The sequence below is a fragment of the Diaphorobacter sp. LR2014-1 genome (assembly GCF_002916785.1).
GTDB classification, from domain to species: Bacteria; Pseudomonadota; Gammaproteobacteria; order Burkholderiales; family Burkholderiaceae_C; genus Diaphorobacter; species Diaphorobacter nitroreducens.
The window spans coordinates 93462-119674 of the sequence record NZ_MTBE01000002.1 but is presented as its reverse complement, the minus strand read 5'-3'; the positions used below and the strand labels follow the sequence as shown (position 1 = coordinate 119674).

General features: G+C 69.2%; 24 protein-coding genes. 10 read left to right on the top strand and 14 right to left on the bottom strand.

The window, feature by feature from the left end; genetic code table 11:
- Positions 1–170 precede the first annotated feature (170 nt).
- The 6 genes from BV908_RS02450 to prpR form a co-directional block, all read right to left on the bottom strand.
- Positions 171–533 (bottom strand): 5-carboxymethyl-2-hydroxymuconate Delta-isomerase, encoded by a 363-nt coding sequence (locus BV908_RS02450; RefSeq protein ID WP_011806593.1) that lies wholly within the window; start codon positions 531–533, stop codon positions 171–173.
- 31 nt (positions 534–564) lie between these two features.
- Positions 565–945 (bottom strand): aspartate 1-decarboxylase, encoded by a 381-nt coding sequence (gene panD / locus BV908_RS02445; protein ID WP_011806592.1) that lies wholly within the window; start codon positions 943–945, stop codon positions 565–567.
- Positions 946–972: 27 nt separating this feature from the next.
- Entirely contained in the window at positions 973–2562 is a 1590-nt protein-coding gene (gene nadB / locus BV908_RS02440; protein ID WP_103737113.1) for an L-aspartate oxidase, read from the bottom strand.
- Positions 2563–2611: 49 nt separating this feature from the next.
- The gene (locus BV908_RS02435) at positions 2612–3439 is read right to left on the bottom strand and encodes a ScpA family protein (protein ID WP_103737112.1); all 828 of its coding nucleotides are present in this window, start codon (positions 3437–3439) and stop codon (positions 2612–2614) included.
- 62 nt (positions 3440–3501) lie between these two features.
- Positions 3502–3705 (bottom strand): DUF3460 family protein, encoded by a 204-nt coding sequence (locus BV908_RS02430; protein WP_020230703.1) that lies wholly within the window; start codon positions 3703–3705, stop codon positions 3502–3504.
- Positions 3706–3744: 39 nt separating this feature from the next.
- A complete protein-coding gene (prpR, locus tag BV908_RS02425; protein WP_047349783.1) occupies positions 3745–5754 on the bottom strand; it encodes a propionate catabolism operon regulatory protein PrpR in 2010 nt (669 codons plus the stop codon).
- A 174-nt stretch (positions 5755–5928) separates the two neighbouring features.
- On the opposite strand from prpR, the gene BV908_RS02420 reads away from it, so the two are divergent.
- The 6 genes from BV908_RS02420 to BV908_RS02395 all read left to right on the top strand — a co-directional run bounded on the left by BV908_RS02420 (position 5929) and on the right by BV908_RS02395 (position 11585).
- Positions 5929–7125: a CoA transferase gene (locus tag BV908_RS02420; RefSeq protein WP_047349886.1), complete on the top strand. Its 1197-nt coding sequence runs from the start codon at positions 5929–5931 to the stop codon at positions 7123–7125.
- A gap of 17 nt (positions 7126–7142) precedes the next feature.
- A complete protein-coding gene (locus BV908_RS02415; protein ID WP_103737111.1) occupies positions 7143–8075 on the top strand; it encodes a hydroxymethylglutaryl-CoA lyase in 933 nt (310 codons plus the stop codon).
- Positions 8076–8162: 87 nt separating this feature from the next.
- Entirely contained in the window at positions 8163–9146 is a 984-nt protein-coding gene (locus BV908_RS02410) for a tripartite tricarboxylate transporter substrate binding protein (RefSeq protein WP_103737110.1), read from the top strand.
- Positions 9147–9227: 81 nt separating this feature from the next.
- Positions 9228–10235: a tripartite tricarboxylate transporter substrate binding protein gene (locus BV908_RS02405; protein WP_047349786.1), complete on the top strand. Its 1008-nt coding sequence runs from the start codon at positions 9228–9230 to the stop codon at positions 10233–10235.
- Between the two features lie 53 nt (positions 10236–10288).
- On the top strand, positions 10289–10780 hold the full coding sequence (locus BV908_RS02400) for an outer membrane protein assembly factor BamE (RefSeq protein WP_047349787.1): 492 nt from the start codon (positions 10289–10291) through the stop codon (positions 10778–10780).
- Between the two features lie 130 nt (positions 10781–10910).
- Positions 10911–11585: a YitT family protein gene (locus tag BV908_RS02395; protein WP_103737109.1), complete on the top strand. Its 675-nt coding sequence runs from the start codon at positions 10911–10913 to the stop codon at positions 11583–11585.
- A 22-nt stretch (positions 11586–11607) separates the two neighbouring features.
- On the opposite strand, the gene BV908_RS02390 is transcribed toward BV908_RS02395, so the two are convergent.
- From BV908_RS02390 to BV908_RS02380, 3 genes are all read right to left on the bottom strand, one after another.
- Entirely contained in the window at positions 11608–13263 is a 1656-nt protein-coding gene (locus BV908_RS02390) for an acetolactate synthase large subunit (protein ID WP_103737108.1), read from the bottom strand.
- Positions 13264–13331: 68 nt separating this feature from the next.
- Positions 13332–14483 (bottom strand): L-lactate dehydrogenase, encoded by a 1152-nt coding sequence (locus tag BV908_RS02385; protein WP_103737107.1) that lies wholly within the window; start codon positions 14481–14483, stop codon positions 13332–13334.
- Positions 14480–16093, bottom strand: a complete 1614-nt coding sequence (locus BV908_RS02380; RefSeq protein WP_103737106.1) for an FAD-dependent oxidoreductase — start codon at positions 16091–16093, stop codon at positions 14480–14482. The genes BV908_RS02385 and BV908_RS02380 overlap by 4 nt, the downstream gene beginning before the upstream one ends.
- 97 nt (positions 16094–16190) lie before the next feature.
- On the opposite strand from BV908_RS02380, the gene BV908_RS02375 reads away from it, so the two are divergent.
- On the top strand, positions 16191–17222 hold the full coding sequence (locus BV908_RS02375; RefSeq protein ID WP_246867430.1) for an AraC family transcriptional regulator: 1032 nt from the start codon (positions 16191–16193) through the stop codon (positions 17220–17222).
- 48 nt (positions 17223–17270) lie between these two features.
- Here the strand turns inward: BV908_RS02375 and BV908_RS02370 are convergent, their stop codons facing one another.
- From BV908_RS02370 to mnmH, 5 genes are all read right to left on the bottom strand, one after another.
- The gene (locus tag BV908_RS02370) at positions 17271–17600 is read right to left on the bottom strand and encodes a hypothetical protein (RefSeq protein ID WP_047349792.1); all 330 of its coding nucleotides are present in this window, start codon (positions 17598–17600) and stop codon (positions 17271–17273) included.
- A complete protein-coding gene (metG, locus tag BV908_RS02365) occupies positions 17600–19666 on the bottom strand; it encodes a methionine--tRNA ligase (protein WP_047349793.1) in 2067 nt (688 codons plus the stop codon). Before metG ends, BV908_RS02370 begins: the two co-directional genes overlap by 1 nt.
- A 59-nt stretch (positions 19667–19725) precedes the next feature.
- Positions 19726–20958 carry a patatin-like phospholipase family protein gene (locus tag BV908_RS02360; RefSeq protein WP_103737104.1) on the bottom strand — a complete coding sequence of 411 codons (1233 nt, stop codon included), beginning with the start codon at positions 20956–20958 and terminating at the stop codon, positions 19726–19728.
- Positions 20959–20987: 29 nt separating this feature from the next.
- Positions 20988–21557: a restriction endonuclease gene (locus BV908_RS02355; protein ID WP_103737103.1), complete on the bottom strand. Its 570-nt coding sequence runs from the start codon at positions 21555–21557 to the stop codon at positions 20988–20990.
- 166 nt (positions 21558–21723) lie between these two features.
- Positions 21724–22773, bottom strand: coding sequence for a tRNA 2-selenouridine(34) synthase MnmH (mnmH, locus tag BV908_RS02350; protein WP_103737208.1), 1050 nt, complete (start codon positions 22771–22773; stop codon positions 21724–21726).
- Between the two features lie 128 nt (positions 22774–22901).
- Here mnmH and selD point away from each other — a divergent pair, with 128 nt between their 5' ends.
- The 3 genes from selD to apbC all read left to right on the top strand — a co-directional run bounded on the left by selD (position 22902) and on the right by apbC (position 26209).
- Positions 22902–23972 carry a selenide, water dikinase SelD gene (gene selD / locus BV908_RS02345; RefSeq protein WP_103737102.1) on the top strand — a complete coding sequence of 357 codons (1071 nt, stop codon included), beginning with the start codon at positions 22902–22904 and terminating at the stop codon, positions 23970–23972.
- On the top strand, positions 23969–25039 hold the full coding sequence (locus BV908_RS02340) for a tellurite resistance/C4-dicarboxylate transporter family protein (RefSeq protein ID WP_103737101.1): 1071 nt from the start codon (positions 23969–23971) through the stop codon (positions 25037–25039). The genes selD and BV908_RS02340 overlap by 4 nt, the downstream gene beginning before the upstream one ends.
- A gap of 78 nt (positions 25040–25117) precedes the next feature.
- The gene (gene apbC / locus BV908_RS02335) at positions 25118–26209 is read left to right on the top strand and encodes an iron-sulfur cluster carrier protein ApbC (RefSeq protein WP_103737100.1); all 1092 of its coding nucleotides are present in this window, start codon (positions 25118–25120) and stop codon (positions 26207–26209) included.
- The last annotated feature ends 4 nt before the right edge of the window (positions 26210–26213 follow it).

Below are 26213 nucleotides of genomic sequence, written 5' to 3'. Positions count from 1 at the left end.
ACGTGCGCACGGAGGCAGCGCGGGGGCGTGCGTAAGCAGCCTGCACATGCCGTGCGCCGTGCCTCGGCCGCGTTCTCCCGGTGAGGAACGGCCGGGCCGGGCAGGCACCCCAACCGCTGTGACTCTCAGAGCACAGCGGTTTCTTTTTTACGTTCCGGATCCCCAGGTGCTTACAGGCGTTCCTTCACGTAGCTCGGCCGGTCCATGTCCACGATCTCCACGCTGAGCTGTACCAGCACGCCCGCAGGGTGCGGGGTGTGGCGGCGCAACACCTCGGCGATGCGCCCCGCCAGGTCCTTTTTGGCTTCGGGGCTACGGCCGGACAGTAGGCGCAGCTGCGCATGCACGAACGCGCGGTTGGCGGGCTGCGTGCCGATCTGGAAGCTGCCGCTGGTGCGCACGAAACGCGACTTGAGGTCGGCTTCGTCCAGGATCTCAGGGCTGGCGCACAGGGATGCGTTGAGATCGGCCAGTGCCTGGGCCTCGGGATAGCCGGGCAGGTTGCTGGAGTATTCGATGGTCAGATGGGGCATGGTGTGTTCCCGGTGGTGGAAGGGTGATGGATCAAAGTGCCTGCGTGGGTACGTGGTGGCGCAGTTCCACCTGGCGGTTCTGGTCGTTCACGAACACCAGTTGCGGCTGGTGTGCGGCCACGTCGGCTTCTGCCACTTGGGCGAAGGCCGCGATGATGAGCAGGTCGCCCACGCAGGCGCGCCGCGCGGCCGATCCGTTCACCGAGATCATGCCGCTGCCGCGCTGGCCCTTGATGGCGTAGGTGACGAAGCGTTCGCCGTTGTCCACGTTCCAGATGTGCACCTGTTCGTTCTCGCAGATGTTGGCGGCCTCCAGCAGGTCTTCGTCGATGGCGCACGAGCCTTCGTAGTGCAACTCGCAGTGCGTGGTCTTCACACGGTGGATCTTGGACTTGAGCAGGGTGCGGTACATGGAATCTCCTTGGATTGTGAAAAGGGGTCAGCGTGCGGGCGGCACCAGGATGGTGGGCGCGGCGGGGGCGGCCACGTCGGGCCAGTCGCGGCTGAAGTGCAGGCCGCGGCTTTCATGGCGCATCTGCGCGCTTTTCACGATCAGGTCGGCCACATGCACCAGGTTGCGCAGTTCCAGCAGGTCGCGCGTGACGTGGAAGTTGGCATAGAACTCCTGGATCTCGCCCTGCAGCAGCGCGATGCGGTGCGCCGCGCGCTCCAGCCGCTTGGTGGTTCGCACGATGCCCACGTAATCCCACATGAAGCGGCGCAGCTCGTCCCAGTTGTGGGAGATAACCACGCACTCGTCGGCGTCGGTCACGCGGCTGTCGTCCCACGCGGGCAGCGCGGGCAGGTCCGCGCGCTGCGCCTGCTGGATGTGCGCGGCCGCGGCGCGCGCGAACACCATGCATTCCAGCAGCGAATTGCTGGCCAGGCGGTTGGCGCCGTGCAGGCCGGTGCAGGCGGTCTCGCCAATGGCGAAGAGGCCGTGCAGGTCGGTGCGGCCCGCCAGGTCGGTCAGCACGCCGCCGCAGGTGTAGTGCGCGGCGGGCACCACGGGGATGGGCTCGCGCGTGATGTCGATGCCCAGCTCCGCGCAGCGCGCGAGGATGGTGGGAAAGTGCTCCTGCAGGAACGCGGGGCTTTGGTGCGAGATGTCCAGATGCACGCAGTCCAGGCCGTGCTTTTTCATCTCGAAGTCGATGGCGCGCGCCACGATGTCGCGCGGCGCCAGCTCGGCGCGCGCGTCGTGCTGGGGCATGAAGCGCGTGCCGCCGGCCTGCGGCGGCAGCTTGAGTTGCCCGCCCTCGCCACGCACGGCCTCGGTGATGAGGAAGCTCTTGACATGCGGGTGGTACAGGCACGTGGGGTGGAACTGGATGAACTCCAGGTTGGACACGCGGCAGCCCGCGCGCCAGGCCGCGGCAATGCCGTCGCCCGTGGCCGTGTCGGGGTTGGTGGTGTACAGGTACACCTTGCCCGCGCCCCCCGTGGCCAGGATGGTGTGCGGTGCGCGAAAGGTGAGCACCTCGTCGGTGGCCTCGTCCAGCGCGTACAGGCCCAGGCAGCGCTGCGCGCCAGCCAGTCCCAGCTTGGCGCTGGTGATCAGGTCCACCAGGGTGTGGTGTTCGAACAGCGTGATGCCGGGCGTGGCGCGCACCACGTCGATCAGCGTGCGCTGCACGGCCGCGCCCGTGGCGTCGGTGGCGTGCACGATGCGCCGCGCGCTGTGGCCGCCTTCGCGCGTGAGGTGCAGGGCGCCCTCTTCCTGCGAGAACGGCACGCCCAGGCCCTGCAGCCAGCGGATGGCCTGCGGCGCGTTCTCCACCACGAAGCGTGTGGCCGCCAGGTCGCACAAGCCGGCGCCGGCCACCAGCGTGTCCTGCACGTGCGACTCGAAGCTGTCGCCCTCCGCCAGCACCGCGGCGATGCCGCCCTGGGCCCAGCCGCTGGCGCCGTCGGCCAGTTGGCGCTTGGTGAGGACGGCCACGCGGTGGGTGGGCGCCAGCTGCAGCGCGGCGGTCAGCCCCGCGAGGCCGCTGCCTACGATGAGTACGTCGAAGTCGTGTGAGGTCATGGCAATGTGCGCCGCAGCCACGCGGCCGTGGCGAGGGGGATGGGGGCGATCAGACAGGCGTATAGGCCAGGCGCACGTAGATGGGTGCGAACGCCTCGGCCTGGGTGATCTCGATGAGGGTTTCCTTGGCCAGTTCCAGCAGCGCGATGAAGGTCACCACGAGCACGGTGCCGCCCTTCTCGGGCTGGAACAGTTCCTCGAATTCCACAAAGCGCCGGCCCTGCAGCGCCTTGAGCACATGGCTCATGTATTCGCGCACCGAGAGTTCCTCGCGCGTGATCTTGTGGTGCTGCACCAGCTTGGCGCGCTTCAAGATGTCGCGCCAGGCTTCCTGCAGGTCGGTCAGGCTCACGTCCGGAAAGCGCGGCTGCAGGCTCTGCTCGATGGTGACCTGCGCGCGGAGGAAGTCGCGGCCGTACTGCGGCACCTGGTTCAGGTGCATGGCGGCCAGCTTGATCTGCTCGTACTCCAGCAGGCGGCGTACCAGTTCGGCGCGCGGGTCCTCGGGCTCGGCGCTGCCTTCCTGCTTCTTGGGCGGCAGCAGCATGCGCGACTTGATCTCGATGAGCATCGCCGCCATCAGCAGGTACTCGGCCGCCAGCTCCAGGTTGCGGCTGCGGATCTCCTCCACGTAGCCCAGGTACTGGCGCGTGACATCCAGCATGGGGATGTCCAGGATGTTGAAGTTCTGCTTGCGGATCAGGTACAGCAGCAGATCCAGCGGGCCTTCGAAGGCCTCCAGGAACACCTCCAGCGCGTCGGGGGGGATGTACAGGTCCTGCGGCAGCGCGAACAGGGGCTCGCCGTACAGGCGCGCCAGCGCCACCTGGTCCACCACCTCGGGCATGGGCGCTTCGTCCTGCGGAGCCGCTGTCATGCGTTTGCTATGGATTCAATAGCTGGTTGCGCTTGCTGGACGGGCACTGGAGGCTATTTTGGCTAGGATTTCGACTGGTACACGTAGGGCTGCTGCGCCACGCGGCCCGCGTTGTATTCCTGCCAGATGTCGCGGTCCACCTGCTTGTCCCACAACAGGGCGCGGCCGGCGCGCTGCTGCGCGTCGAGCTCGGGCTTGGTGGCCTTGAGCTGGTTGATGAACTGGGTGGTGTCGGACTCGTAGTCCGGGCGGCGGAAGAAGGACATGGTTCTGGTGGGCGGGTGTTCTTATGGCAACCGGGTATTTTAGCCGCCGGGCGTGAAATCCTCCGCTTCCTGCATGGCGCGCAGCCAGCGCCACAGGGTGGCGCGGCTGACTCCCAGAAGGAGCGCGGCTTCGGCGCGGCGGCCGTTCGATCGCCGCAGCGCCTCGCGCACGCGCTCAGCCGGCGTGCTGCGGGGCGCCAGGGGTGGAGGGCGGGCGGCCGAAGCGTGGGGCAGGGCGAGGGCGGCAACGGGCACGTTCGCCGCCGCCGGCGTGGAGTCGTGCGCATACAGCTCTGGGCAGTCACGCCGCAGCAATTGATAGGGGATGCCGTGGTGGGCGTCGTATTGGGACAGGAAGACGGCGATGCGTTCGGCGAGGTTCTCCAGTTCACGCACGTTGCCAGGCCAGCTGTAGGCCGTCAGGCGCGGCAGCAGCGGGGCCAGTGCTTGGGAGGCGTCGATTTGCGATCCCAGGCGTGACAGGCAGCGCTCGACAAGAGGCGTTGCCAGGGCGGGAATATCTTCGGGCCGCGCACGCAGCGGTGGCAGCGCTAGGCGCAGGGTGTTCAGTCGGTAGTACAGGTCCTGGCGAAAGCGCTGCTGCGCGATCAGCTCGGGCAGCGGCTGGTGCGTAGCGGCTATCACGCGGATGTCGATGGGGATAGGTGCGGTGCCGCCCAGGCGCATGATTTCGCGCTCCTGCAGCACGCGCAGCAGGCGCGTTTGCAGCGGCAGCGGCATGTCTCCGATCTCGTCCAGGAACAGGGTGCCGGTGTGCGCCGCCTCGAACAGGCCGCGCTTGCCGCCGCGGCGCGAGCCGGTGAATGCGCCCTCGTCGTAGCCGAACAGCTCGCTCTCCAGTAGAGATTCGGGGAAGGACGCGCAGTTCACCGCCACGAAGGGCCGGCCCGCGCGCGGGCTCTCGTTGTGCATGGCCTGGGCAAACACCTCCTTGCCCACGCCGCTCTCGCCCGTGACCAGCACGTTCAGGTCGGTGCGCGCAAACCGCCGCGCGCTGGCTACGGCCTCGTGCAGCGCCGGGCTGTCGCCCTGCAGGCTGGCGAAGTTGTGGCGCGCCGCGTGCTGCTGGCGGCGCTGCAGCATGCGCAGGCTGGTGTCGGCCGCTTCGATGGTGCGCGCGTCGTACAGGGTGAGGGCGGCGCCCACGATCTCGCCGTGCTCGCGGATCGCCGTGCGGTGTGCCACCCAGTCGCGCTGTGCCAGGCGCGTGGCCACGGCGCGATCTTCCTGCCCAGTCTCCAGCGTGGCGCGCAGCGACAGCGCAGGCTCCAGCGCCTCCAGCGTCTGGCCTTCCAGCCGCCGGCCGGCCGCTCCCAGCAACTGCTGCATGGGCGGATTGACAGCGATGATGCGGCCGCGCTGGTCCACCGCTACCACGGCCTCCTGCAGGTTGTGCAGCACGCTCTGCAACTGCTCGTAGCGCCCCGCCTCCAGGCGTGCCAGGCGCGCCAGTTCCAGCGCGTCGTCGAAGCCCTTGCGGATGCTGGCCAGCGAATAGGCCAGCAGGCCATGCAGGCCGGCCTCCTGCGCCAGTTCCACCACCAGGCTGGACCCCACGATCACCTGGTAGCCCGCGCGCCGCAGCGCCTCGAAGCGCTGGCGCGCGTCGTCGGGCGTCTGGTAGGCGTGCTGGCTGATCTCGATGTTCAGCAGGTCCTTCACCGCGTCCAGCTCGGGAATGGTGTGGCCGTACATCACCACGCCCACGCGGTCGGCGACGCGCCGCGCCTTGATCAGCGCCTGCAGCAGGTCGAAGCCCGTGAGCTGGATGGTCGCCACCGGCGCATGCAGCCCAGCGCGCAGGATGCTGGCGTTGGAGCCCGCACTCACGAACACGTCCACCACGCCGCGCTCCAGCCGGTCCTGCGCGATGGTGAGCGCGCCGCTGAAGGTGCCGTCCACCACCTCGACGATGGCGCGTCCCGCGTATTCGGCCACCACGGGCACGGCGAACTCGCGGATCTGCCGGTAGCTCAGGAAGCACAGCCGCGGCAGGCCGGGCGGGTAGTTGGTGGGGGCGTTCAGCATGGTGGTGCAACAGTTGCGTGCAACGAATGATACGCCTTGCTGATGTTTCATGAAACGTTTTTGTGCAACGTCGTTGGCACCGAACCATTACGAATCAATGACTTGTACGCGCCTGGCGGGCTGGCACGCCCTATGCAATACCGGGGCAAGCTACGCAACAAAGGAGACATTGTCTTGGCGCTCGAACACATCACCGTGCTGGATCTCACCCACATGCTGTCCGGCCCTTATGGCACCATGCTGCTCGCCGACCTCGGCGCGCGCACCATCAAGGTCGAACCCCCGGGCGCCGGCGAAGGCACGCGCCGCCTGCTGGAGAACGACCCCGCCTATTCGCGCAACGGCATGGGCGCGTACTACCTCACGCTCAACCGCAACAAGGAAAGCGTCTGCGTCGACCTCAAGAGTTCTGCGGGCCGTGAAGTCTTCTTGGACCTGGTGCGCCAGGCCGACGTGGTGTTCGACAACTTCAGCGTGGGCGTGACCCAGCGCCTGGGCGTCGACTACGCCGCGCTGTCGCAGGTCAACCCGCGCATCGTTACCTGCTCGGTCACCGGCTTCGGCCAGACCGGCCCGCAGACCCAGCGCCCCGCCTTCGACCAGGTGGTGCAGGCCATGGGCGGCGGCATGTCGATCACCGGCACGCCCGAGACTGGCCCCATGCGCAGCGGCATTCCCATCGGCGACCTGGGCGGCGGTATGTTCGGCGCCATGGGCGTGCTGGCCGCGCTCGTCGAGCGCGACCACACCGGCCGCGGCCAGCACGTGGACATCTCCATGCTGGACGCGCAGATCTCGCTGCTGAACTACATGGCTACCATGTACTTCATGTCGGGCGAGGTGCCGGCCGGCATCGGCAATGGCCACTTCGTGCACGTGCCCTACAACAGCTACCCCACGGCCGACGGCCACATCATCATCGCCTGCATCGGCGACGCGTTCTTCGAGCGTTTCGTCGAATGCATCGACCTGCCCGCGCTGCGCAAGCCCGAGTACAAGCAGCAGCCCGTGCGCTTCGCCGCCAAGGCCGAGATCGATGCCCTGGTGGCCGAGGTGCTGCGCAAGCAGCCGACCGAATACTGGCTGGAGCAGCTGCGTGCCGCGCGCATCCCCTGCGGCCCGGTGAACAACTTCGCCCGGGCGCTGAGCGACCCGCAGGTGCTGGCGCGCGACATGGTGGTCGAAGTGCCCCTGGCCGACGGCGAACGCCTGCGCATGCCCGGCAACCCGGTCAAGCTGTCGGCCGCCGCCGCGCGCGGCTACACGCCGCCGCCGCGCCTGGGCGAGCAGACCGCCGCGGTGCTGGGCGGCTGGCTGGGCTATTCGGACGAACGCCTCGAAGCCCTGCGCCGCGACGGCGCGGTGGCCTGATCGGGAAGGGCGCCGCCATGGCCGAAACCATCTCCATCACCGACGTATCGCCGCGCGACGGCCTGCAGAACCAGGCCGTCCACCTATCCACTGAAGACAAGCTGGAACTGATCGCGCGCCTGGTGGCCGCCGGCGTGAACAGCGTCGAGGCGACCAGCTTCGTCTCACCCAAGGCTGTGCCGCAGATGGCCGACGCGGGCGAGCTGGTTCCGCGCATCAGCGCACGCTTCCCGCAACTGCGCACTTCGGTGCTGGTGCCCAACCTCAAGGGGCTGGAGCGCGCGCATGCCGCCGGGGCGCAGGAGGTCGCGGTCGTGCTCTCGGCCACCGAGACCATGAACCGCAAGAACATCAACATGGGCCTGGACGAAGCCACCGAGGTGAGCGCACAGACCGTGCTGGCCGCGCATGACAAGGGCCTGCGCACGCGCGCCTACGTGGCCGTGGCGTTCGAATGCCCTTTCGAGGGCAAGACCCCGCTGGCCGAGGTGGTGCGCCTGGCCACGCGCATGCATGCCACTGGCGCGGGCGAGATCGTCATCGCCGACACCATCGGCGCTGCCTCGCCGCAGAAGGTGCGCGCTCTGTTCGCCGCGCTGCGCGACGTAGTACCCATGGACCGCCTGGCCGTGCACCTGCACGACACGCGCGGCCTGGGAGCCGCCAACGCCTGGGCGGCGCTGGAGGCCGGTGTGCGCCGTTTCGATGCCAGCGTGGGCGGCATCGGCGGCTGCCCGTTCGCGCCCGGCGCGGCCGGCAACCTGGCCACCGAAGACCTGGTGCTGATGGCCGAGACCAGCGGTTTCACCACCGGCCTGTCGCTGGACGCGCTACTGGACGCCGTGGACTTCGCTGAGCAGCAACTGCGGCGCCCGCTGGGCGGTCGCTCCAGCGCCTGGCTGCGGCGCCAGCGTGACAAGCGGCTCGCCGCCGAGCTGCAACCCGCCTGAGCACGCCCGCCGACCCGCCCCCACGCCGCCGGACCATCGCAGCCCGGCCCGAAACCCGTTTTTGCCTTTCACATCAGGAGACACACCATGTCCGACTACTCCACCCTGCATTCGCCCGGCCGCCGTTCGGCCCTGGCGGCCCTCGCCGCCTGGGGTGCCGCACCCCTGGCCTTCGCACAGGACAAGCCCTTCCCGACCAAGCCCGTGACCATCGTCGTGCCGTACTCGGCCGGTGGCGGCACCGACATCGTGGGCCGCCTGATGGCCCAGCGCCTGTCCGAGCTGTGGGGCCAGTCGGTGGTGGTGGACAACCGCACCGGCGCCAACGGGGTGATCGGCTCCAGCTACGTGGCCAAGGCCGCACCCGACGGCTACACCCTGCTGATGGTGGTGGGCTCGCACGCCATCAACCCCGTGCTAATGAGGAGCCTCCCCTACGACACCATGAAGGCTTTCACCCCGGTGACCAACATCGCCACTTCGCCCATGGTGCTGGTGGTGGCCGCCAACGGCTCGTACAAGAAGCTGCCCGACCTGCTGGAAGCCGCGCGCAAGGAAGAAGTGGCCGTGGGCTATTCCGAAGGCCAGACCCGCCTGACGGGCGAGCTGATCCGCCAGTCGGGCAAGCTCAAGCTCACCGGCGTGCCCTACAAGGGTGGCGCGCCCATCATGGTCGACATCATCGGCGGCCACCTGCCGGGCGGCGTGACCAGCGTGCTCACTGCGCTGCCGCACATCCAGTCGGGCAAGCTGCGCGCGTTGGGCGTGGCCGCCGACCAGCGCATGGGCATCTTCCCAGACGCCATGACCTTCAAGGAAGCGGGCCTGGTGGGTGTGGAGTCGCTCAACTGGTATGGCATGTTCGGCCCCGTTGGCCTGCCCGATACCGTGGTCGCGCGCATCAATGCCGATCTGCGCAAGGTCACGTCCGACCCGGCCGTCACCAGGCAGATGCACGACCAGGGCGCCGATATCGTACTCACCCCGCCCGCACAGTTCCGCCGCTTCCTCGAAACCGAGACCCAGAAGTGGGCCCAGGTGGCCCAGCGCGGCGGCATCCAGCCCGAGTGATCCCCCGTGCTGGGGCGGCACCGTGCCGCCCCAGCAGTTTTTCCCCTTGGCAAGCAGAACAACCACGACAGGAGACAAACCATGACACGTATTTCTTACCGGGCCGCCGTATCCACGTTGCCCCGCCGCCTGGCCCTGGGCCTGGGTGCGACCCTGTGCATGGCAGCAGCCAGCGCGCCAGCCCAAGCCGACTATCCCAACAAACCGATCCGACTGATCGTGCCCTTTGCACCCGGCGGTGTGACGGACACCGGAGCACGCGTGGTGGCTGAACGCCTGGGTCAGCGCCTGGGGCAGCAGGTGGTGGTGGATAACCGCCCTGGCGCGTCCGGCAACATCGGAACCCAGCAGGCTGCTACGGCTGCGCCCGACGGCTACACCCTCGTGGTGGGCTTCGACGGCACGATGGTCATCAACCCCCATGTCTTCGCCAAGGTGCCGTTCGACACGCTCAAGGATTTCTCTCCTGTGAGCAAGATCGGTGACGCCGCCCTGGTCATCGTGACTCATCCCTCGGTGCCAGCCAAGAACTTCAGCCAGTTGGTCGCCTATTCCAAGGCCGTGACCGGCGGCGTGTCATACGGGAGCGCGGGCACGGGCAGCACCCCTCATTTGGCCGGTGAACTGCTGCGCGTACGCACCGGCGCTGACTTCGTGCACGTGCCCTACAAGGGTGGCGGCCAGGCACTGGCGGACGTTGTGGGTGGCTCACTCCCCATGCTGTACACGGCCGTAGCCGGCGCCTATCCCTTCATCCAGCGCGGCCAAGTGCAGGCTATCGCGGTATCGAGCGCACAGCGCCTGCCATCGCTGCCTAATGTGCCCACCGTGGCTGAGTCGGGCGTGCCTGACTTCGTGGTCAATTCGTGGATCGGAATCCTGGCACCTGCCAAGACGCCAGCACCCATCATCGAGCGCCTGCAGCGTGAGTTGAACGCAGTCGTGCACACGCCGGATGTCAAGGAGCGACTCGCTAACTTGGGTATCTCCGCATCCGGCAACACGCCGGCGGAATTTCGCGCTGAGATCGAGGCCGATCTGGGCCGCTATGCAGACGTTGTCAAGGCCGCGTCGATCCGGCTCGAATGATCTGTCGGTCACGTTAAAGTGCCAGCCTACGCAACCACAGTGGGTAGGCCGACATGCCGCTTTTTAGTTTTCGGAGGGGTGGGATGGCGCTAGCTGTCTTGCTGGCGCTGGTCGGCTGCGACGACCAGCGCATCAAGGAGCTGGAGGAGGGCGTCTCCACCGAGGCACAGGTGCGCGAGCGCTTCGGCGAGCCCGAGCGCATCTGGCCCGAGGAGGGCGGCGCGCGCACGCTGGAATACAACCGCCAGCCCGCCGGGCAGCGCAACTACATGATCACCATCGGCGCCGACGGCAAGATGAGCGCGTTGCGCCAGGTGCTGGCTCCGCACCATTTCGAGAAAGTGCAGCCGGGCATGGCGCAGGAGCAGGTGCGCCGCCTGCTGGGCAAGCCCGCCAAGCGGATTACCTATGACCTGAAGCAGGAAACCGAGTGGGACTGGAATTGGGGCGACGGCCCGCGCCACATGATCTTCACCGTGGTGTTCGGCCCGGACGGCACGGTGCGCCGCTCGGGCAGCGCCGAAAAAATCCCTGACGGGCCCTGACGCGTGGCTCCCGCACCAGGGTGGTGAAAGCCTGGGGCAAACCCTATTGCCAAACGGGCGTAAGTTTTGCATGCGATGATCGCGCGCCGGCGCTACCCGCGCCGGGCCCGCGTTGCAGAGAAACCTCACCATGGCCAGCCGCACCGTCCCATCGTCCGCTTCCGTCTCCCTGCCTGGCGCCGCCGCACCGGGTGTCCCATCCCCGCACGCCGCGCCGCGCCATGGCGTGTTCGAGGATGTCCAGGCGCTTTTCACCGGTTCGCTGTTCGTGGGCCTGACCATGATGATGTACGCCCAGGCGGGCCTGCTCACGGGCAGCACCGCGGGGCTGGCCTTCGTGCTGCACTACGCCACGGGCTGGCCGTTCGGCGCCATCTATTTCGCCATCAACCTGCCGTTCTACTGGTTCGCCTGGAAGCACATCGGGCGCGCCTTCACCATCAAGACCTTCGTCAGCGTGGGCATCCTGTCGCTGATCGCCGAGCTGGGGCCGCGCCTCATCCACATCGACTACCTGCACCCGGCCTTCGCCGCCATCGCCGGCGGCCTGCTGATGGGCACCGGCGTGCTGTTCCTGGCGCGCCACAAGTCCAGCCTGGGCGGGGCCACCATCGTGTCGCTGTACCTGCAGGAGCGCCATGGCCTGCGTGCCGGCAAGGTGCAGATGACCATCGATTGCGCGGTGGTGTTGCTGGCGCTGTGGGTCGTGCCGTGGGACCGCGTGGCCTGGTCGGTGCTGGCCGCCGTGGTCATGGGCGTGTTCCTGGCGGTGAGCCACCGCCCCGGCCGCTACCAGGGCGGTTGATACGCCACGGCGGGCGGCGGAGTCACGGCGCGATCTTGCGCTTGAGCGCGCGCGCCACCGGCGCAGGCAGGCTGGGCAGCGACTTGAGCAGCCACGGCAGCACCTTGCGCTTGGCGCCCGCGAGCGATTCGGGCACCAGCGCCTCGATCAGGTGCGGCCCGGGGTGCGCCAGCGCGTATTCCAGCGCCTGGCAAAAGTCCTCGGCCGTGCTGGCGCGCACCGCATGCACGCCCATGCCCTGCGCGAGCTGGGCGAAGTTCAGCACCGGGCCCTTCAGGTCGAGCTGCGACTTGGCCTTGGGGCCCGCTTTCTCAGCGCCCACGCGCTCCAGCTCCACATTCAGCACCGAGTAGCTGGCGTTGTTGAAGATCACGGACACCACATGCAGGTTCTCACGCGCCATGCTCCACAGCGCCTGGAGGGTGTACATCGCCGTGCCGTCGCCGATCAGTGCGATCACCGGGCGGTTGGGGCAGGCGATGGCCGCGCCCACGGCATTGGGCAGGCCCTGGCCGATGGCGCCGCCGGTCAGTGTGATCAGGTCGTGGCGCGGGCAGCCCGCCGTCATCACGCCCAGCATCAGGCCGGAGGTGATGGCCTCGTCGATGAGGATGGCGTTCTCGGGCAGCAGGTGGCCCACGGCCTTGCACACTTTGGGCGCGGTGAGCGGCCCGCGCGGGCGGCCGGGGCGCTGCGCCAGGGCCAGGGGCGGCTGCGTGGCGCTGGCGCCCAGCGCGGCGGCCAGCTTGTCCAGGCTCGCCGCTGCGTCCTGCGCCGGGCTGCACAGGGTGTGCACCGTGCAGCCCGTGGGCACCAGGTCGCTGGCCTTGCCGGGGTAGGCGAAGAACGAGACGGGCGACTTCGCATCGACCAGCACCAGGTGCCGCGCGCCCGCCAGTTGCACGCCGGCCAGCTCGGCCAGGTAGGCCACGCGCTCTACGGCGGGCAGGCCCGCGCCGCGCTCCATGCGGGTGGGGAACACCTCGGCGAGCAACTGCACGCCGCTGTGGGCCGCAATGCGCGCGGCGCTGCGCAGCGCCCCCTCGCGCAGCGCGTGGCCGCCCAGCAGCACGATGGTCTTTTCGCCCGCGCGGATGGCCTGTGCGATGGCCTGCACGGCTTCGTCGCTGGCAGCGGTGGGCGTCGGCGGCGCTGGGGGCGGGCAAGGCTGGCCGCCCTCGCCCCACGACACGTCGGCGGGCAGGACCAGCGTGGCCACCTGGCCCGGCAGGCCGCGTGCTGCGGCAATGGCGTCTACTGCGTCCTGGCCCAGCGTGGCGGTGCGCTGCGCGGTGCGCACGAAGCCGGGCGAGACGTTGCGCGCCACGGTCTCGATGTCGGACTGCAGCTGCGCGTCGTACTGCGTGTGGTACGTGGCGTGGTCGCCCACGATGTTGACCACCGGCACCTTGCCCTTGCGTGCGTTGTGCAGGTTGGCCAGGCCGTTGCCCAGGCCGCAGCCCAGGTGCAGCAGCGTGGCGGCGGGCTTGTCCGCCATGCGTGCGTAGCCGTCGGCCGCGCCGGTGGCCACGCCCTCGAACAGCGCCAGCACGGCGCGCATGCGCGGCTCGCTGTCCAGCGCGGCGACGAAGTGCATCTCGCTCGTGCCAGGGTTGGTGAAGCAGACCTCGATGCCGGCATCGGCCAGGGTCTTGAGCAGGGCTTGTGCGCCGTTCATGGGAATCTCCTTGCTTCTTTATTCATAGCTGTTAGCGCTTGATGGGTAAGCGCTGGAGCCGTTTTTCATTACCAATCCGTGTCGAGGTGCTGGGGGCCGATGTCGGCCACGCGCGTCACGCCCGCCAGCGTCATTGCCAGCAGCAGCTCGCGCTGCCACTGGGCCAGCAGGGTGCGCACGCCCGCCTCGCCCTGCGCCGCCAGCGCCCACACCCAGGGGCGGCCGATGAGCACACCGCGCGCCCCCAGGGCCAGGGCCTTGAACACATCCACGCCGCTGCGCACGCCGCCGTCCACCAGCACCTCGGTCTGCGCGCCCACGGCCTGGGCGATGGCGGGCAGCTTGGCGGCGGTGGAGGCCACGCTGTCGAGCTGGCGCCCGCCGTGGTTGGAGACGACGATGCCGTCCGCGCCCACCTGCACGGCGGCCTGGGCGTCCTGCACGTCCAGGATGCCCTTGAGCAGCAGGCGGCCCTTCCATTGGCCGCGCAGCCAGTCGATGTCCTGCCACGTCACGCTGGGGTCGAACTGCGCGTCCACCCAGGCCTTGAAGGCGTTTAGGTCGCGCGCGCCGGGCACCTGCGCGGTCAGGTTGCCAAAGCGCAGCGGCTGGCCGCGCAGCGCCACGTCCTGCACCCAGCCGGGGCGCGCCAGCACCTGTGCGGCGCGGATGAGCGCCGGGCGCACGCCGCTCGCGGCCATGCCGTGGCGGATGTCGCGCAGGCGCATGCCGGGCAGCGGCAGGTCCACCGTGAAGACCAGCGTGCGGCAGCCGGCGGCCCAGGCACCGTCCAGCAGCGCGCGCACCGCGCCGCGGTCGCGCAGCATGTAGAGCTGGAACCAGGGCGGCGCGCCGGCGGCGGCCGCCACCTCGGAGATGGGGCAGATGCCCACGGTGGAGAGCGTGAACGGCACGCCCGCCGCGTGCGCCGCGCGCGCGGCCTGCGCTTCGCCCCGGCGCGCGGCCATGCCCGCCAGGCCGATGGGCGCCAGCGCCAGCGGCAGCGCGCAGGGCTGGCCGGCCAGGGTGGCGCGCGTGTCCACCTGGGCCACGTCCACCAGCACGCGCTGGCGCAGGCGTAGGGCGGCGAGGTCCTGCACGTTGGCGGTCAGTGTGCGCTCGTCGCTGGCGCCGCCGTCGATGTAGTCGAACAGAAAGCGTGGCAGGCGCTGCGCTGCGAGGCGGCGCCAGTCGGCGACCGATGCGGGGTAGCCCCTCATGCGCCGGCCCTCCCGGTGATGGCGCGCGCCGCTGCGCGCGCGGTGAGGATGCAGCCGGGCAAAAACGTGCCTTCCAGCGAGCGCTTGCCGTTCGCACCGCCGCCGCCGAAGCCCGCCGCCTCGCCCACGCAGTACAGGCCGTCGATGGGCTGGCCTGCGCCGTCGAGAACGCGGCTGTGCAGGTCCGTTTGCAGCCCGCCCAGGCTTTTGCGCGTAATGAGCTGCATCTGGATGGCGATGAACGGCCCCGCGCCGGGTTGTTGCAGCGGCGCGGGCGCGCAGGTGCGCAGCCGGTCTGGCCCCCACTGGCGCGCGTGCAGGATGCGGCGGATCTGGTCGTCGTTGTGCAGCTTGGCGCCGTGGGCAAAGTTGGCGTCGAAGGCGTCGGCCGTGGCCTGCAGTACCTCGGGGCGCACATCGAGCGAGGCGGTGAGTGCGTTCATCTTCGCGGCCAGCCCCGCCAGGGTGTCGTCCACCAGGAAATGCGGGCTTTGCCGCTGCATCTGGCGCACCAGGCGGTGGTTGCCCAACAGCGTTTCCTTGAGGAACTGCGGGAACTGCCTGTCGCGGATGCGCTGGTTGTGCTCGGCGCCGGAGATGGCGAACTCCTTGGCCGCGATGCGCCAGTTGAGCAGGTGCCAGGTCCAGGGCTTTTCCTGCGCGGCCACACGCTGGCACAGCCAGTGCGTGTCGAAGCCGGTGACCAGCGGCGCGGGGCCGATGCGCTCGCCCCGGTGGTTCAGCCACAGCGCCGACTTGCAGGGAATGGCCGACAGGCCGTGCCCGTCGAAATGCGGGAACGGGTGTGGAAAGCCCGCCGCGTAGTTCCACATCTCGCCCGCGTGCGTGATCTGCGCGCCCAGGCGGGCGGCGTGGCGGTGCAATTTGCCATCGGCGAAGGGGTGCGCACCGTTGAGCATGGCGGCGGGTCGCGGCCGGCCCTGGGGCCAGTTGGCGCGGGTCTCCTCATGCCCGCCGTTGATGCCGCCCATGGCCAGCACCACCACGGGGGCTTGCAGGCGTACTTCCTCGCCCGTGGCTTCGTTCACCGCCACGGCGCCGGCGATCCGTCCGTCCTGGTGGTCCAGTGCCGTGACGCGGTGGCCGTGCAGCAGTGTGAGCCTGCTGCCTTCACCCGCACGCCGCAGCGCCGCGATCAGGCACCGCGTGAGTTCGCGCGAGGTGCCCCAGACGATGTGGTAACGCGGCAGGCTGTTGCCGTCGCCCTGCAGGCCGCGTTCCACCCAGTTCACCGCGGGCATGAACTTCACGCCCTCCTGCAGCAGCCAGTCGTGCACCTGCGCGCGCGAATGCTCCACGTAGTGGCGCGCCCAGGCGCGGGGCCAGTGGTCGTCAGCGTCCAGCTCGCCAAAGCGCAGCCAGTCGGCCAGCGCACGCTCGGGCGTGTCGGGGATCTTCATCTTTGCCTGCAGCGGCGTGCCCACCAGGGCCATGCCGCCGAAGGCCCACAGCGCCAGGCCGCCGAAGCGTTCAGGCGTGTCGCGGTCCACCAGCGTGACGCGCTGGCCCGCGCGCAGCAGCTCCAGCGCGGCCACGATGCCGGCCAGACCGCCGCCAATGACGACGGTGTCGGAATGTTGGGTTGCCATGCGGCTGTCTCCTTGCGCGCTCTGTGTGGCGCACTGCCGGCCAAGATAGCGGCATATCATGGCGCGGCATAGACTTTGGAGGCCATGGAAATTGACCTTGCAGGCCAGCGTTTCGATGAGTTGGGTGAACACCGTGCTGGCCGCCGCCGAGCGCGCGGGCGTGGCGCGCGAGCGCCTGCTGGCGCAGGCGGGCATCGCACCGGCCGAGCTGGCGCACGAGCGCTGGCCCATTGACCACATCACGCGGCTGTGGCGCGCAGCCGTGCACTGCACGCAGGATTCGGGTTTTGGCCTCAAGGTGGGGGCACAGGTGGGGCCGGGCAGTTTCAACGTGGTGAGCTACCTGCTGCAGTCCGCGCCCAGCCTGCGCGCGGCCATTGCCGCGGTGCAGCAGTACCAGCGCCTCATCAGCGACGGCGGGCGTTTCCAGATGATCGCGGGCGAAACCGCCAGCTGGGTGGTGTACCACCCGCGCCAGGGCGCGCTGGCATTCAGCCCGCACCAGATCGAGGCGGTGCTGGCCGCGGTCGTGGCGTTTGCGCGCTGGGTCACGGGACAGGTGGTGCGTCCGCGGCAGGTGCAGTTCAGCCAGGCACGCATCGGGCCGCTGGCGGGCTACCGCGAGGCCTTCGGCTGCGCCGTGGAATTCGAGCAGGCCTTCAGCGGCGTGCTGCTGGACAACGCGCTGCTGGACGCGCCGCTGCCCCAGGCCGACGAGCAGCTCGCGCGCCTGCACCGCGAACATGCGACGACACGGCTGGCGGCGCTGTCAGCGCCGGCCGACCTGGCGCAGGCGCTGCGCGCGTGGATGGCCGATCAATTGCAAGCGCCGCTGCACGGCAAGGCGCCCGAACGCGCCCAGGCCGCGGCAGCGCTGGGACTGAGCGAGCGCACCCTGGCGCGACGCATGCAGGCGCTGGGCTTGAGCTACACCGCCGTACTGGACGCGGCGCGGCACCAGGCCGCACTGCACGCGCTGGCGCAGGCGGACCGCCCGCTGGGCGAGATCAGCCAGTCGCTGGGGTTCGCGGAGCCCAGCGTGTTCAACCGGGCCTTTCGCCGCTGGACAGGCTGCACACCGGGGCAGTGGCGGCAGGCCGCGCGGCCACCGGGCGAGCCCTCGGCGTGACCATGCGTACGTCCTGTGGCGGGTGCCGCCAGGCAACGCGCGCAGCGGCTACGGCAGCGCCTCAGGCGTGGGTGCCGCCTGCTCCTGCGGCGGGGCATCCGGCAGCGGCTGCGGTGCGCCGCCTTCGCGGTAGCGGATGGTGATGCCGCTGTGGTCTTCTTCGTCTTCGGTCATCGCGTCATAGGCCTTGCCCACGCCTTTACCGACAACCTTGGCCGTGCCCACGGCGGCGTCGGCCGCCAGCCCCACGGCGGTCGCCGTGACACTGACGGCGGCTGCACCCACCGCCACCACCGTGCACCCCGAAAGCAAGGCGCACAAAAAAACCCCTGCAGCCGCAAGGCGCAGGGGCTGGCGCGATCGCCGAGGCTGGGGCATCAGTGGATGCGCATGCCCGGCTGCGCACCGGGGAAGGGCTCCAGTACGAAGATGCCGGGGTGCGCCTTCTCGTCGGCGTGGCTGGCGGCCAGCACCATGCCCTCGCTCAGGCCGAACTTCATCTTGCGCGGCGCCAGATTGGCCACCATCACCGTGAGCTTGCCCTGCAGGTCCTCGGGCTTGTACATGCTGGCGATGCCGCTGAAGACGTTGCGTGTCTGCCCTTCGCCCACGTCCAGGGTCAGGCGCAGCAGCTTGGTGGAGCCTTCCACGGCCTCGCATTTCACGATCTTCGCGATGCGCAGATCCACCTTGGCGAAGTCGTCGATGGTGATCGTCGGGGCGATTTCCTCTCCGCCAGGGATGACCTTTTCGACTGCGGGAGCCGGCGGCTCGAACAGCGCGTCCAGTTGCTCCTGCGTCACGCGCTGCATCAGGTGCTGGTACTGGCCGATCTGGTGGCCGGCGCCCAGGGGCTGGGCCACTTCGGCAAACTGCTCGGGCGGCACGATGAGAAAGCGCGCCACCTCGGCCGCCACCTGCGGCAGGATGGGCTTGAGGTAGATCGTCAGGATGCGGAAGGCCTCGATGCAGGTGGTGCAGACGTCCTGCAGGCGCGCCTCCATGCCCTCCTGCTTGGCCAGCTCCCAGGGCTTGTTGGCGTCCACGTAGCTGTTCACGCGGTCGCACAGCAGCATGGTCTCGCGCACGGCACGGGCCGTGTCGCGCGCCTCGTAGGCCGCAACGATGGGACCGGCCTGTTCGCGCAGCTGCGCCAGCAGCGCCTGGCCATCGGCGCTGACTTCGCCCAGCTTGCCGCCGAAGCGCTTGTAGATGAAGCCCGCGGCACGGCTGGCGATGTTCACGTACTTGCCGATCAGGTCGGAATTCACGCGGGCCATGAAGTCTTCGGGGTTGAAGTCGATGTCTTCGTTCTTGCCGTTGAGCTTGGCGCCCAGGTAGTAGCGCAGCCACTCGGGGTTCATGCCCAGGGCCAGGTATTTGAGCGGGTCCAGCCCCGTGCCGCGGCTTTTGCTCATCTTCTCGCCGTTGTTCACGGTCATGAAGCCGTGCACGCAGATCTTCGTGGGCGTCTTGCGGCCGCTGAACTTCAGCATGGCGGGCCAGAACAGCGTGTGGAAGGTGATGATGTCCTTGCCGATGAAGTGGTACTGCTCCAGCTGCGGGTCGGCCATGTAGGCGTCGTAGTCCTCGCCGCGCTTGTTCAAGAGGTTCTTGAGCGAGGCCAGGTAGCCCACGGGGGCGTCCAGCCACACGTAGAAGTACTTGCCCGGCGCATCGGGGATCTCGATGCCGAAATAGGGGGCGTCGCGGGAGATGTCCCAGTCGTCCAGACCTTCGCTGGTCGTGCCGTCGGGATTGGTGCGCGTGCCGAACCATTCCTTGATCTTGGCGGCCACCTCGGGCTGCACATGCTGGCCGTTCTGCGTCCACTCGGTCAGGAACTCCACCGCGCGCGGGTCGGAGAGCTTGAAGAAGAAGTGCTCGGAGGTCTTGAGCACCGGCTTGGCGCCCGACAGCGCCGAGTAGGGGTTGATCAGGTCGGTGGGCGCGTAGACCGAGCTGCAGACCTCGCAGTTGTCGCCGTACTGGTCCTTGGCATGGCAGCGCGGGCACTCGCCCTTGATGAAGCGGTCGGGCAGGAACATGTTCTTCTCGGGGTCGAAGAACTGCTCGATGGTGCGCGTCTCGATGAAGCCGGCGGCCTTCAGGTCCAGGTAGATCTGCTGGGACAGCTCGTGGTTCTCCGGGCTGTCGGTGTTGCTCCAGTTGTCGAAGGCGATGTGAAAGCCATCCAGGTATTGCTTGCGCCCGGCGGCGATGTCGGCCACGAACTGCTGGGGCGTCTTACCCGCCTTCTCGGCGGCAATCATGATGGGCGCGCCATGGGCGTCGTCCGCGCCAACGAAATTGACCGCGTTGCCCTGCATGCGCTGCGCGCGCACCCAGGTGTCGGCCTGGATGTACTCCATGATGTGGCCGATGTGGAAATTGCCGTTGGCATACGGCAGGGCGGTGGTGACGAAGATCTTGCGTGCGGTCATCGGGGGCGGCTCTCCAGTCGCCTCGGGTTTCGAGGCGCAACCCTCGATTTTAGGGCGTGTCAGTTCCGCGGCGCCCGCACGGGATTGCCGTGGTCCTGCCAGCCGAAGAAGGCGCAGATCTCGCTGCGCCGCGCCATCGCGTCCCCGTGGCCCAGTGCCATGAGCTCTTGCGTGTAGCCGCGCTCGAACAGCAGGTAGCTGGCCAGCGCGCCGGTGCCCGCGTCGGGCCGGTCGGCACGCACGCCCAGCGCGCTGAGCAGGGTGCGGATGGTCCCCGGCAGGTCGCACACATGCCGCGCCGCCATCTCGTCCAGGTTGCGCGAGGGGGCGAACACCAGCAGCTCCAGCGGCCGCAGCGGGCTGTGGCTGCGCGCCTCGGGCGGAATCAGCGCCAGCGTCTGGTTGATGCGCTGGGCGCGCTCGATATCCACCGACAGCGCATCCAGAAAGATGTTGGACAGCGTGTGGCCCGCCACCTGGGCCAGCGCGGGGTAGGGCTGCTGCGTGCCATCCATGCAGGGGCGCGGCGGCTCATAGGTGCGGCTGGTGCCCACCACCAGCAGGCGCCGCGCACCCAGGTGGATGGCGGGCGCCAGCGGCGCGGTCTGGCGCATGGAGCCGTCGCCGAAGTATTCGGTGTGCCCGTCGATGGCCAGTGGCGCTGCCGGGAACATGAACGGAATGGCCGACGAGGCGAGCAGGTGGTTGCGCGTGATGGGGCCGCGCGCGGATTTGCGCAATGAGCGTACCCAGGGCTCCTGGGCGTCTCCGGCGTCAAAGAACGCCACGTGCTGGCCCGAGCTGTAGCTGGACGCGGTCACCGCCAGGGCGCGCAGATGGCCCGCGCGGATCAGCCGCGGCACGCGCGCCAGCGGCACCAACTGGTCCAGCAGCTGCGCGAGCGGCGCGTTGTCCAGCAGCGAGTGCGGGCGCATGCGGCTCCAGCGGGTGAGAGCCCAGCCCAGCGACAGCAGCGTGAGCCAGCGCGCGCCGCTGCGCATCACGCTCAGGGAGTCGGCGCGGTACACCTGTCGGGCATGGAACTGGGTCCACACGCGCGCCAGGCGCCGCACCGTGCGGTCGAACTGGTCCGCGCCACAGGCCAGGGCCGCCGCGTTGATGGCGCCGGCCGAGGTGCCGGTGAGGATGCCGAATGGCCCCGGCCCGCGCCGCTCGCCGCAAGCCAGCCGCAGGTCGGCAATCGCCTGCAGCACGCCCACCTGGTAGGCGGCGCGCGCGCCGCCGCCCATCAGCACCAGGCCGGTGTGCGCAGGGGCAGGGGAGTGGGTCATGGAGCCACGCGGCTTGGGTTGCGTTTTTTTTAACCTGCGGGCGTGGCCTTGAGCAGCAGGGCAGCCAGGGCATCGCCCTCCAGCAGCACCACGCCATGCTCGCGCGCAAAGCTGCGTGCGGTCTCGCTCACGGTGCCGGTCAGCGCCACGTACACGGCCTGCGCGCCTTGCTGCTGCGCTTGGGCGTGCAGTTCACGCAGGGGTTCCACGCCATGGGTGGCGGCCTTCCAGCGGCGTGCGGCCACCAGCACCGCGCGGTCGCCCCGCGTGATGCGCAGGTCCGCGTGCAGGCCGGCCAGGCGCTGCACCTCGTGCCCCTCGGTGCGCCATGCGCGCTCCAGCGTGTTGGCGAAATCCTTCCACGGCATGGCGGCAGCGGCCTGCAGGGCACCCTGAACGCGCGCGGCGCTGGGGGCGCGCCACTGGCGCCACGCGGCGATGCAGCCGATCACGGCGATCGGCAGCGCGCCCATGGCGGCGAACGGGGCGATGTCCCTCGGCAGCAGTGCGCCGCAGACGAGCACGATGGCGGCGGCGATGGCAAAGCTCACCCACCAGGGCGAGCGCAGCAGGATTGCGAAGCCCGAGTTCGGGGCCATCTTCAATTTCACAAAGGAGTCCTTGAGGAATGAGGTGGGTTTGAGCCTAGCCGAAGGCGGCGTGTTCCCGCACGAATCGCCGGGATTTCATGTGCGCGAGAGGGTTTCAAAAATGATAGCTGCTTGCGCTTATCCATAAAGCGCTGCAGCCTGATTTGACGCCGAACTATTCCAGCGCCAGCACGGCCTGCGCCACGCTGGCGATGCCCTCGGGCGACAGGTCCGGCGCGCCCACGCGCTGGCGTGTCTCCCAGTGCGTGAAGTTGCGCGCCTGCGAGCGTCCGTAGTGCGGGTCGTAGTGCAGCAGCATCAGCTCGGCGAACAGCGCGGACAGCTCCCCCGCCCGGGCCCAGGCCTGCCAGCGCTGCACGACTTCCTTGCCCTGCAGCTCGGTGAGCGTGCCCAGGCGCTTGGCCAGTGCATCGGGGTCGTCGCCCAGGTAAGCGTAGTCGCGCAGCAGGTAGGCCAGGCGCTCTTCGGGCGTGGCTTCGATCTCGATGCACGCGGCGGCGCGCAGGCGTTGCACCAGCGGCACGGGTACCGTGAGGCGGCCGATGCGCGCGCTCTCACCCTCCACATACACGGGGCGGGACAGGTCCAGCGCCTCCAGTGCGGTGGCGATCTGTGTCTCGAAATTCTTTTGCGACGGCTGGGGTACGCCCGGCAGCGCGCCGAGCAGTGAGCCCTTGTGGCGGGCGCAGTGCTCCAGGTCCAGCACCTGCGCGCCCATGCCGGCCAGCTGCTGCAGCACGCGCGTCTTGGCGCTGCCGGTGGCGCCCACCAGCACGCGCAGCTCCAGCTGCGGCACCAAGGTCTCGATCTGCGTCATCACATGGCGGCGAAAGGACTTGTAGCCGCCGGCGAGCTGCTGCGCGTCCCAGCCCACCAGGCGCATCCACTGCACCATGGAGCCGCTGCGCATGCCGCCGCGCCAGCAGTAGACCAGCGGGCGCCAGTGCGCAGGCTTGTCGGCGAAATGCGTGCGCAGGTGGTGCGCCAGGTTGGCCGCCACCATGGCCCCGCCCACGCGGCGCGCCTCGAAGGCGCTTTGCTGCACGTAGATGGTGCCGACGATGGCGCGCTCCTCGTCGTTCAGCACCGGGCAGTTGATCGCGCCGGGGATGTGGTCCTCGGCGTATTCGGCGGGCGAGCGCGCGTCGATGAGGGCGTCGAACTGGTGGCGGTCTTCGGGACGGGTGGGGCGGTGGTGGGACACGGGAATGCAGTGCTGAACAAAGCCGGGCAGGTGCGAATCTGGGATGATGCGCGCGGCGCGCCCGCGGCACACTTTTTTGCGTCGGGGCAGGCGCCATTGTCCGTCACCGCGCTTTTTCCCTGTTTGCCATGAATGCTTCCGCCCCCACCGCCGCCCCTTCCCATCCGCGCCTGACCTCGCTGTCGCATGGCGGCGGCTGCGGCTGCAAGATCGCGCCGGGCGTGCTGTCGCAGATCCTGCAGCAAAGCGGCGCGGGCGCCGTCATGCCGCCCGAATTGATGGTGGGCATCGAGACCTCGGACGACGCGGCCGTGTACCGCCTGAACGAGAGCCAGGCGCTGGTGGCTACCACGGACTTCTTCATGCCCATCGTGGACGACCCATACGAGTTCGGCCGCATCGCTGCCACCAACGCGCTGTCCGACGTGTACGCCATGGGCGGCAAGCCCATCATGGCGCTGGCGCTGGTGGCCATGCCGGTGAACACGCTGCCGCTGGACGTGATCGGCGCCATCGTGCGCGGCGGGCAGGACGTGTGCCGCGCGGCGGGCATCCCGATCGCGGGCGGCCACACCATCGACTCGGTCGAGCCCATCTACGGCCTGGTGGCCATGGGCCTGGTGCACCCGGACCGGGTGCGCCGCAACGCCGGCGCCCAGCCGGGCGACGTGCTGGTGCTGGGCAAACCGCTGGGCGTGGGCGTGTATTCGGCCGCGCTGAAGAAGGAGCAACTGGCCGACGCCCACTACCGCGAGATGATTGCCGCCACCACGCGCCTGAACACCCCCGGCCCGCTGCTGGCCGAGCTGCCCGGCGTGCACGCCATCACCGACGTGACGGGTTTCGGCCTGGCTGGCCATGCGCTGGAGGTGGCGCGCGGCGCGGGCGTCACGGTGCAGATCGACTGGTCGCGCGTGCCGCTGCTGCCCGGCGTGGCGGACCTGGCCGCGGCGGGCTTCGTGACCGGTGCCAGCGGCCGCAACTGGGCCGGCTATGGCGACGGCGTGGCGCTGTCCGCCGGCCTGCCAGCCACCGCACAGGCGTTGGTGACGGACCCGCAGACCTCGGGCGGCCTGCTGGTGGCCTGCGCGCCGGACAGCGTGCAGGACGTGCTCGCGGTGTTCGCGCGCGAGGGCTTCGCGCAGGCGGCGGTGATTGGCAGCGTGCAGGCGGGGCCGGCACGGCTGGAGCTGCGTTGAACACGCCGCCGGGGTCGCCGCCGCAGCTGGCTACTCCGGCGGGGCAGGGGGGATTGCGCGAGCTGTCGCCTGCCTACTTCGGCCTGGTCATGGCCACAGGCATCGTTTCACTGGCTGCGGACATGCTGGGCCATCCCCTGCTGGCGCGCGCGTTGCTGGCCCTGAATGCCGTGCAGTACGTGGTGCTGTGGGCCTTGTATGTACTGCGGGCCTGGCGCTATCCGCGGCGTTTCTTTGGCGACATGGTGGACCACGCGCGCGGGACCGGCTACTTCACCATGGTGGCTGCCACGGGCATCCTGGCCAGCCAGTGCATCGTGCTGCTGGGCCATGTGCCGCTGGGCTTCGCGCTATGGGCGCTGGCGGCGCTGCTGTGGCTGGTGTTGACCTACACCATCTTCACGGCCTTCACCATCCGCCGGGACAAGCCCCAGCTGGACCGGGGCATCAGCGGTGCCTGGCTGCTGGCCGTGGTGTCCACGCAGGCGCTGGCCGTGTCCAGCGCCCTGCTGGCCGCGCGCATCGGCCAGCCGCTGCGGCTGGAACTCAACCTGCTGGCGCTGTCCATGTGGCTGTGGGGCGGCATGCTCTACATCTGGATGATGGCGCTGATCTTCTACCGCTACCTGTTCTTTCCCTTCTCACCGGGCGACTTGTCGCCGCCGTACTGGATCAACATGGGGGCGATGGCCATTTCCACGCTGGCCGGCTCGCTGCTGATCCTGAACGCGCCGCAGGCGCCGTTCCTGGTGTCGCTGCTGCCGTTCCTCAAGGGCTTCACGGTGTTCTACTGGGCCGCGGGCACCTGGTGGATTCCCATGCTGGTGCTGCTGGGCATCTGGCGCCACGGCGTGCGCCGCTTTCCGCTGCGCTACGACCCACTGTACTGGGGCGCGGTGTTTCCGCTGGGCATGTACGCGGCCTGCACCTGGCAGATGGACCAGGCCATGGCCTTTGGCTTTCTGGATGCGCTGCCCCGGCTGTTCTTTGCCGTGGCGCTGCTGGCCTGGCTGCTGGCGTTCATCGGCATGCTGCGCAGCGTGGCGCGCCAGCTGCGTGGGCTGTAGGCAAACAAAGGCACAGGCGCGCCAGTGCCAAGGCCGCTTGGCTAGACTCCGGCTTTCTCTTCAGCAAACCACACAACCATGGCACTCACAGAACAGGCATTGTTGGCGGCGATCGCCGGCGTCCAGGATCCGCACACGGGCAAGGACTTCGTGAGCACGCGCGCGGTGCGCAATGTGCAGATCAACGGCGGCGATGTCGCCTTCGACGTGGAGCTGGGCTACCCCGCCAAGAGCCTGGTGCCCGAGTTGCGCCGCCAGTTCATCGCCGCTGCCAAGGCAGTGGCGGGCGTGGAGAACGTGTCGGTCAACATCAACACCAAGGTGATCGCGCACGCGGTGCAGCGGGGCGTACAGCTGCTACCGCAGGTGAAGAACATCATCGCCGTGGCCTCGGGCAAGGGCGGCGTGGGCAAGAGCACCACGGCCGCCAACCTGGCCCTGGCGCTGGCCGCCGAAGGCGCCCGCGTGGGCGTGCTGGATGCCGACATCTACGGTCCCAGCCAGCCCATGATGCTGGGCATCAGCCGCCGCCCGGAGAGCGAGGACGGCAAGACCATGGAGCCGCTCGAGAACTACGGCGTGCAGGTCATGTCCATCGGCTTCCTGGTGGACCAGGACGAGGCCATGATCTGGCGCGGCCCCATGGCCACGCAGGCGCTGGAGCAGCTGCTGCGCCAGACCAACTGGAAAGACCTGGATTACCTCATCATCGACATGCCGCCGGGTACGGGCGACATCCAGCTCACGCTCTCCCAGCGCGTGCCCATGACCGGCGCGGTGATCGTCACCACGCCGCAGGACATTGCGCTGCTGGACGCCAAGAAGGGCATCAAGATGTTCGAGAAGGTGGGCGTGCCCATCCTGGGCATTGTGGAGAACATGGCCGTGCACGTGTGCAGCAACTGCGGCCATGTGGAGCACATCTTCGGCGCCGACGGCGGCAAGAAGATGGCCGCCGACTATGGCATGGACTACCTGGGCGCGCTGCCGCTGGACATGCACATCCGCCTGCAGGCCGACAGCGGCAAGCCCACCGTGGTGGCCGACCCTGACGGCGAGGTCGCGCAGATCTACAAGAAGGTGGCGCGCGATGTAGCCGTGAAGATCGCGCAGCAGGCCAAGGACTTCTCCAGCAAGTTCCCCACCATCTCGATCAGCAAGAACACCTGATCTG